Genomic DNA, 8526 nt, shown 5'->3' on the forward strand with positions numbered 1-8526 from the left:
CCTCGTGAGGTTTCCCTCATATAAGTAATTTTATTACTTTGTTTTTAACCATTCAGTCGCTGCTTTAAAGGCATCTGTAATACCAGCTGGATTTTTTCCCCCAGCTTGTGCCATGTCAGGGCGACCACCACCACCACCACCAATTGCTGGTGCGATAGTTTTAACAAGTTCACCAGCTTTAATGCCTTGTTTAATAGCTTGAGGTGAAACAGCAACTAACAAGTTAACCTTTTCACCCAAATTAGCTGCCAATACCAAAACATCAGACGGTGTACTTTGCTTCCAATTATCTGCTGTCGAGCGCAAAACATCCATTGATTCGACGGCCATTTCAGTTGCAATCAATGTATAATTGTTAACTTGTTGTGGCTTCGCAAATGCATCATTTGCTGCCTGATTAGCTAACTTTTGTTCCAATGATGAAACTTGACGCTCAGCCGCCTTTAATGATGTTTGTAATCCAACAACTTTTTCATTAATTTCAGAAAGTTGAGGGGCCTTAACTTGAGCAGCCACAGTATTTAACCATTCATCATGAAGTTTAAATAGTTTCATAGCACCAGCACCAGTAACCGCTTCAATACGACGAACACCAGCACCAGTACCTTGCTCACTCACAATCTTAAACATCCCTAACTCTGCAGTGCTTTCAGCGTGAGTACCACCGTCAAATTCAGCATTGTAATCACCAATCGATACAACCCGGACTGTTTCACCATATTTTTCAGTAAAGACGGCAACAGCACCAAGCTTCTTAGCTGATTCAATATCTGTCTCAACCCAAGTTACTGGCAAGTTTTCAATAATTTTTTCATTGATTGTATCTTCAATTTCTTGCAACTTTTCTGCTGGAACAGGACCATTGTACGTGAAATCATATCGCAAAACATCAGCCGTGACAAGTGAACCAGCTTGTGTTGTATGCTCACCTAATAAGTTACGCAACGTTTGATCCAACAAATGAGTAGCTGTGTGATTTTTTGAAACTGCTGCATGATAAGCACGATCAACATCCAACTTATAAGTTTGACCAACTGTCATTGGTGCTAACACAGTTAAAGTATGCAAATGCTGACCGTTCGGAGCATTTTGAACATCCGTTACCTGTGCAACAACTTGCCCAGCCTCATCGTAAATATTACCTTGATCGGCTACTTGACCTCCCATTTCAGCATAAAATGGTGTTTTAGCAAAAATAGCTTGTGCTTGACCTTGAGTAACTTCATCAACAAGCTCATTATCAACGATTAAGTTAGCCAAATCAGTACTATTCACCGTTAATTCAGACCAACCAACATAAGTTGATTCTGTCTTTAAACTTGTTAATAGCTCATTTTGAACACCCATTGAGGCTTTATTTGAACGTGCTGAACGCGCACGATCCTGTTGTGCCTTCATTTGTATATCAAAACCTTCACGATCAACTACCAAACCTTCATCTGTTGCATACTCATCCGTTAACTCATATGGGAATCCATACGTATCATACAACTTGAAAGCAACGTCACCATCAATAACACCATTATCAGCCTTGGCTGCTGCAATGACTTCGTCTAGCAGTGACAACCCATCTGACAATGTTTTATTAAAACGTACCTCTTCAGCTTCAACAATTGAAGCAATATACACTTTATTCTCTGCTATTTCAGGGTAGTATGACGCCATAATATCACCAACGACTGGAACTAAGTCTTTTAGAAATACTTGACTAATACCTAATTTACGGCCGTGTAATACTGCACGACGTAACAAACGGCGAATAATATAACCACGTCCTTCATTTGAAGGTAGTGCACCATCACCAATTGCAAAGGTAACAGCACGAATATGATCAGCAATTACTTTAAACGAAATATCTTTTGTATCATCTTCATCATACTTATATTGTCCTGAAATTTCTTCAGTCTTATGAATAAGTGGTAAGAATAAATCTGTTTCGAAATTTGTCTTTGCATGTTGGAAAACAGAAACAACACGTTCTAATCCCATTCCCGTATCAATATTTTTAGTTGGTAACTCGGGGTAATCTTTATTATCTGTCAAACCTGGTAAATGGTTATATTGTGAGAATACTAAATTCCAGATTTCCAAATAGCGCTCGTTTTCACCACCTGGATAATTTTCTGATTCATCAGCGTCATTAAACTCTGCGCCGCGATCATAAAAAATTTCTGAATCTGGACCTGAAGGGCCTTCTCCAATATCCCAAAAGTTATCTGGCTCTTCATAAAGATGGTCTTTAGGCAAACCAACTTTATTTAGCCAAATATCTTTTGCTTCATCATCATTTGGATAAACTGTTACATATAATTTATCCTTATCCATTCCGAACCATTCAGAACTAGTCAATAGTTCCCAGGCCCAAGGAATAGCATCCTCTTTAAAGTAATCACCAATTGAAAAATTACCCATCATTTCAAATAACGTATGGTGACGTGCTGTGTGTCCAACATTTTCAATATCATTTGTACGAATTGATTTTTGTGCATTTGTAATACGGTGGTTATCTGGAACAACCGAACCGTCAAAATACTTTTTTAAAGTCGCAACACCTGAATTAATCCATAGCAATGTTGGATCATCTTTTGGAATCAATGATTGAGAAGGTTCAATTTTGTGTCCCTTGCTTTCAAAGAAGCGTAGGAATAAACTACGAACCTCAGCCGATGATAATTCTTTCATCTTTTATGTAAGCCTCATTTCAAAAAAATATTAATAAAAAACAGACTGTCATTGCAATAACAGAGACGCTCAAACGCGGTACCACTCTGATTGCAATGATAGTCTGTATCATTACCTCTTAATTTGCTGATATCGCTAGCAAGCGGTCCACTTTCGTAAACAGTATCGTTAAGGTAGCTTTAAATAAATCTTAGCGTTGTTCACATCTAACACAACGTTTCTGTCCACTCTAAGAAAAAATTTAACATGTCCTTGAGGATATTATAGCATACCCTTGGATACTTTTTCTCGTTTTTTAAGACTTTTGTTACGTTAAACATCACGTTTATTTCTTATGTGACTTCTTTTTTGCTTTCTTTGTCGCACGCAAAGATTCACGTTCAGCAACCCGCTTCTTATATTTCTCATCACGTGCAATGTTATTTTTAATGCGACGCTTGTAACCAGGCTTAACAGTTTTCTTATTCTTTTTAACCATCCCAATCATCGTTGGATCAAGTTTAGCAGTCGTCTTTGAACGTTGACGGCGACGACGACGGTCGTATCCTGGCTTCAATTCACCATGTGCAAAAGTCATTGGTTCAAATTTCACACCCATATTTTCAACCATTTGTACACGATCTTCTTCATCTGGATTGTAAATGGTAATAGCAGTCCCTGACATACCATTACGACCCGTACGACCCACACGATGGATAAAGAATTCTAATTCAGTTGGAATACCATCATTAATAATTAAAGATACACCTGGAATATCAATACCACGTGCTGCTAAGTCAGTTGCAACAACGTATTGATAGTCTAAATGCTGAATTTGTTGCATCGTACGCTTACGTTCACGCGGTTGAATGCCACCATGAATTTCAGCTACCTTAAGACCACGGCTACGTAGATTCTTCGTTAATTCACGTGCACGTGTCTTAGTATTTGTAAATACCAAAGCTATATATGGATTTCCCATCGTCAACAAGTTGTAAATCAGTGTATCTTTAGTCTCGCCCTTTGTTCCAACTAAAATATTTTTAATAGTTGGCGCAATGACTGTTTCAGAAGGTATTTCTTCAAGAACTGGATTAGACATATATTTTTTCAAGAAAGGTTGCAACTTTTGTGGAATTGTTGCTGAAAATACTAACATTTTCAATTCTTCTGGCATAACGCTAGCAATCGCATCAACATCAGTTAAGAATCCCATATCAAGCGTCATATCAGCTTCATCTACAACTAATGTGTTAGCAGTATGAATATCTAATCCACCTGCTTGATACAAATCTTTGATGCGTCCTGGTGTACCAATAACGATTTGTGGCTGTCTACGCTCCAATTGGTGAATTTGGCGGGCCTTATCCATACCACCTACATACAAACCAATCCAAGGCTGTGCATCATCATCAAAAGTCGTTGCCATTTGCTTAGCAGCTTCATAAATTTGTTGTGCTAATTCTCGCGAAGGAGTTGTAATAACTGCTTGTACTCGATCGTTTTTAGCATCATATTGTTGAAAAATTGGAATCAAGAATGTATGTGTCTTTCCCGAACCTGTTTGTGATTGTCCCACTACCGAGCGTCCTTGTAAGATTACTGGAATCAATCGCGATTGCACCGTGGTAGGTTCCGTAAAATGGATATCGTCTAATGCTTGGTATATCTCTGGACGTAAATTATAATCAGTAAATTTCGCCATTATTTAATTGTTTGCTCCTTTAATAAGTTGTTTGCTTCATTAATGATGTCGTGAATCTCATCTATATTTTTTGCAGTTGCTCCTGCAGCAAGTTCATGGCCACCACCACCATGACGCTTGGCAATTTCATTTATTACGATATTGCGTGAACGTAATCTTACCCTAAAATAACCATCATCTTGTTGTTCAAATACAGCCCACGCTTTAACTGTATTAACTTTACCTAATAATGGAACAATAAAAGCCGTCCCAAAGTCACCCAAATTAAATTCATCAACGATATCATTGGTTAAAATAATATAATTAAAACCATATTCTGTAGTCGTCATATGTTCATAAACATAACCTGATGCTTTAGCTGCTGGTAATGAAATAGTTTCCATTTGTTGATTAATAGTTACCCAATCAAATTTAAATTTCATTAATTCTGAAACAATATTCATTGTGGTTGAATTTGTGCCATACAAAAAGCGTCCCGTATCACCTACAATGCCAGCATATAAATAAGCAGCACCTTTATCAGATAATTTTAACTCATTAGCGAATTCTTGATAAAATGCAAAAATCATAGCTGATGTTGAAGAGGCATCTTCAATAACCCAAGTATAATCACCATATGGTTCATCATTAGGATGATGATCAATTTTCACCAATACTTTACCATAATCAAAACGCCGATCATCCACTCTCGGTGAGTTAGCAGTATCTGTCACAATTACCAACGCATCATCATATAGCTTATCTGGAATTTTTTCCATTTTTCCCATCCAAGCCATGCTAGGAACGGGTTTCCCAACAACGTGTACCTCTTTTTGTGGGAAAGACGTCTTAATCAGTTCTGCCAAACCAAATTGTGAGCCAAAAGCATCTGGATCTGGTCGTTGATGACGATGAATAATAATGGTTTGCGCAGCTTTTATTTGCGCCAAAATTGCAGTTTGCGCTGTCATATGTAAATCTCTATTCTTTTTAAAAATTTTTTAATTGCACATTGGTGGTAATGATAAAGATAAAACGGCAATATATGTAAGTATAGCAGAAAATTTGTGTAAAATGCTACTCATATAGGTTTAAGACGACGTTCTCAAATGACAATGCCGCTAAATTGGTCATAGTGAGTCCCAACAACCGAATTGGTTTTTGATAGCCACCCATTCCTTCAAATATATCCTGGGCGATGCGATAAATTTCTCGTTCATCATTTGGCAAAAAATCAATAATTGTTTCACGCCTTGTTTCAGTATTAAAATCACTATCTCTTAATTTTAATACTAACGTTTTACCATGTAGATGTGCTTTTATTAATGTTTCTGCTAATTGTTGCGCTAAACCTTTTAATTCATCCAAAACCGCTTGTTCTGTATCTAAAAAAGGACCATACGTTCGTTCTTTACCTAAAGATTTTCGTTCCCTTTGCCACATAACTGGGCGATTATCAACGCCTCGAATATGTTCATAAAATGCATAACCACTTTTACCAAATGTATTCGCCAACTCACTCTGTGACGTTGCAAATAAATCAGCGCCTGTATTAATGCCTAATTTCATCATTTGTTCTGCTGTTTTTTTACCCACGCCCCGAATATCTTGGATTGAAAGTTTATCTAAAAAAGGACGAATGTCTTCTTCATTTATAATAGTAATACCACTAGGCTTATTATGCTCCGACGCTAATTTTGCTAAAAATTTATTAAATGACATACCTACTGAACTAGTTAAATTAAGTTCATCATAAATAACTTGTTGTAATTCATGTGCCAAAGCCACGGCTTTTTGATGGTTCGAACTTACCTGAGTAATATCTAAATAAGCCTCATCAAAAGCTACCGGCTCAATTTTTTGTGTGTATCGTTTAAAAATTTGGTGTAATTGTCTAGAAACATCACGATATTTTTGAAAATCAGGCGTTACAAAAACAGCATGAGGCGCCAATTTAACAGCTTCAGCAGCACTCATTGCAGAATGCACACCTAATTCACGCGCTGAATAGTTTGCTGTTGCAACAACCCCACGCCCACCGGTCTTTCTTGGATCATGTGCCAAAATTAACGGCACATTTCGATAAGCTGGATTATCACGCATTTCAATTTGTGCATAAAATGCGTCCATGTCAATGTGTAAAATTCGGCGGTCAGTATTTAAATGTATTGGCATTTCCAAAAAATCTGTCATGATACACCTCACCTTTTTATCTATATTGTCAAACACACATGCATAAAAATAAGCAGTTAACTGCCTAGCGAGTTAACTGCCTAAAATTTTGATTTCTAGCTAAATTAGTGTAGCAATCTTACTTGTTTTCGCTAGTTGTATCTTCTTCAATAGATTTTGTTTCTGTTTCTGTTTCTGTTTTTGTTTCTGGGTCAACTGTCGTTGCAGCTGAAACTTGGTTGCCTTCCTTAGAAACTTGACGAATAGCAGATAACTCGAATACTAAGATGATACCTTCAGCATCCAATTCGAATGTACGTGCTTCTTTATTGACTGAAGCAACTGTACCATGCATACCACCAATAGTAACAATTTGAGCACCAGGTTGAACATCGTTAATCATGGCTTGACGTTTTTTTTGGGCCTTTTGTTGCGGACGAATCATGATAAAGTACATTGCTGCGATAAAGACAACTAAAATTAAGATATTTGCATTCATAATAAATTTTTACTCCTTAAGTGTTTTAACAATTTTTAATTAAAATAGACGGGCATTTGGTTCAAAATAACCATATTTACTTAATGTTTCTTCACGAAATTCAAGTAATCGATCTTCAGCAATTGCTTGACGCATATCTTCCATCAATTTTAATAAGTAGCGTAAATTATGGACAGAAGCAATTGTCTGACCATATAACTCATTCGTTTTAAATAAATGATGTAAGTAAGCTTTCGTAAAATGCTGTGATCCATAGTCTTCAGTTTCGGAATCTATTAGTGAAAAATCATTTTTATACTTAGCATTTTTAATAACTACTCGCCCATTTGATGTCAGCAATGTTCCTTTACGACCAACTCGTGTCGGCAAAACACAATCAAACATATCAATACCTCTTATAGAAGCATCAATTAAAGAATCCGGCGCTGCAACCCCCATCAAATAACGCGGCTTATTTGATGGCAAAAATGGCACCGTAAAATCTAAGACACGATTCATTTCAGCCTTCGATTCACCAACGGACAAACCACCAATTGCGTAGCCTGGTAAATCTAAAGAAACCAAATCTTGTGCAGACTGTTTCCTAAGTTCACGGAACCCAGCACCTTGAACGATTCCAAATAATGCTTGATCCTCTGGTCGTCTATGTGCAATTTGTGCCCGTTCAGCCCAACGTGACGTCCGTTCAACTGAATTTTTAACATAATCATAAGTCTCAAAATAGGGAATTGCTTCGTCAAGTTGCATCATGACGTCTGATCCTAAATTATTTTGAATTCTCATAGCCACTTCTGGTGATAAAAACATTTCATCACCATTTAAATGATTTCTAAAGGTCACACCATCTTCTGTAATATGGTTATGATCCGATAATGACCAAACTTGAAAGCCACCGGAATCTGTTAAAATAGGTCCATCCCAATTCATAAATTTATGAAGACCACCCGCTTGTGCAATCAATTCATCTCCAGGTCTTAACCACAAATGATATGTATTAGATAAAATAAATTGTGAATTAATCTCTTTTAATTCACGTGGTGACACACCCTTAACTGTTGCTTGTGTCCCTACGGGCATAAACATTGGTGTCATCACTTCACCATGAGGGGTTGTTATTTTCCCTAATCTGGCACCCGTATGTTTTTCTACATGAAGTAATTCATACTTCACGGCATAATCTGACATATCATGTTTCCTTCCATTTATTAGTACAACTGATAAACATCAGTCATCATTAATGAACCTAATATCCATTATATCAGAAACAACGGCATCATACTGCCCTAATTTTATAGATAGATATATAAATAAAGAGAACACCAACAAGGTATTCTCTTTATTTCATTATTGATTTAAAACTCTAATGGACGTTACAGGGATCGAACCTGTGACCCCCTGCTTGTAAGGCAGGTGCTCTCCCAGCTGAGCTAAACGTCCATATTGCATCGCGACGTCCTATCCTCGCAGGAGGCGATCCTCCAACTACTTTTGGCACTACTGAGCTTAACTT

At 37.2% G+C, this 8526-nt stretch carries 6 protein-coding genes and 1 tRNA gene; all 7 read right to left on the reverse strand.

What is annotated here, in order from left to right:
* Positions 1-33: 33 nt before the first annotated feature.
* The 7 genes from alaS to G7Y65_RS09050 all read right to left on the reverse strand — a co-directional run bounded on the left by alaS (position 34) and on the right by G7Y65_RS09050 (position 8453).
* Complete coding sequence (gene alaS / locus G7Y65_RS09020; RefSeq protein ID WP_042494491.1) at positions 34-2682, reverse strand: alanine--tRNA ligase; 2649 nt, start codon at positions 2680-2682, stop codon at positions 34-36.
* 325 nt (positions 2683-3007) lie between these two features.
* Positions 3008-4366, reverse strand: coding sequence for a DEAD/DEAH box helicase (locus G7Y65_RS09025; RefSeq protein WP_165314828.1), 1359 nt, complete (start codon positions 4364-4366; stop codon positions 3008-3010).
* The gene (locus G7Y65_RS09030) at positions 4366-5316 is read right to left on the reverse strand and encodes a DHH family phosphoesterase (RefSeq protein ID WP_042494495.1); all 951 of its coding nucleotides are present in this window, start codon (positions 5314-5316) and stop codon (positions 4366-4368) included. Before G7Y65_RS09030 ends, G7Y65_RS09025 begins: the two co-directional genes overlap by 1 nt.
* Positions 5317-5422: 106 nt before the next feature.
* Positions 5423-6541 (reverse strand): DNA polymerase IV, encoded by a 1119-nt coding sequence (gene dinB / locus G7Y65_RS09035; RefSeq protein ID WP_370398826.1) that lies wholly within the window; start codon positions 6539-6541, stop codon positions 5423-5425.
* Between the two features lie 115 nt (positions 6542-6656).
* Positions 6657-7016 carry a preprotein translocase subunit YajC gene (yajC, locus tag G7Y65_RS09040; protein WP_042494498.1) on the reverse strand — a complete coding sequence of 120 codons (360 nt, stop codon included), beginning with the start codon at positions 7014-7016 and terminating at the stop codon, positions 6657-6659.
* A 39-nt stretch (positions 7017-7055) separates the two neighbouring features.
* The gene (tgt, locus tag G7Y65_RS09045) at positions 7056-8201 is read right to left on the reverse strand and encodes a tRNA guanosine(34) transglycosylase Tgt (RefSeq protein ID WP_165314829.1); all 1146 of its coding nucleotides are present in this window, start codon (positions 8199-8201) and stop codon (positions 7056-7058) included.
* A gap of 179 nt (positions 8202-8380) precedes the next feature.
* Positions 8381-8453 (reverse strand) — tRNA-Val (locus tag G7Y65_RS09050).
* Positions 8454-8526 lie beyond the last annotated feature (73 nt).

It is taken from the genome of Weissella sagaensis (genome assembly GCF_010306265.1).
GTDB lineage: Bacteria > Bacillota > Bacilli > Lactobacillales > Lactobacillaceae > Weissella > Weissella sagaensis.

What these genes read in the sequence shown, in the direction of transcription:
- G7Y65_RS09030 (WP_042494495.1), bottom strand. Translation starts at nt 5,316, where the DNA reads ATGACAGCGCAAACTGCAATTTTGGCGCAAATAAAAGCTGCGCAAACC.
- G7Y65_RS09025 (WP_165314828.1), bottom strand. Translation starts at nt 4,366, where the DNA reads ATGGCGAAATTTACTGATTATAATTTACGTCCAGAGATATACCAAGCA.
- tgt (WP_165314829.1), bottom strand. Translation starts at nt 8,201, where the DNA reads ATGTCAGATTATGCCGTGAAGTATGAATTACTTCATGTAGAAAAACAT.
- yajC (WP_042494498.1), bottom strand. Translation starts at nt 7,016, where the DNA reads ATGAATGCAAATATCTTAATTTTAGTTGTCTTTATCGCAGCAATGTAC.
- alaS (WP_042494491.1), bottom strand. Translation starts at nt 2,682, where the DNA reads ATGAAAGAATTATCATCGGCTGAGGTTCGTAGTTTATTCCTACGCTTC.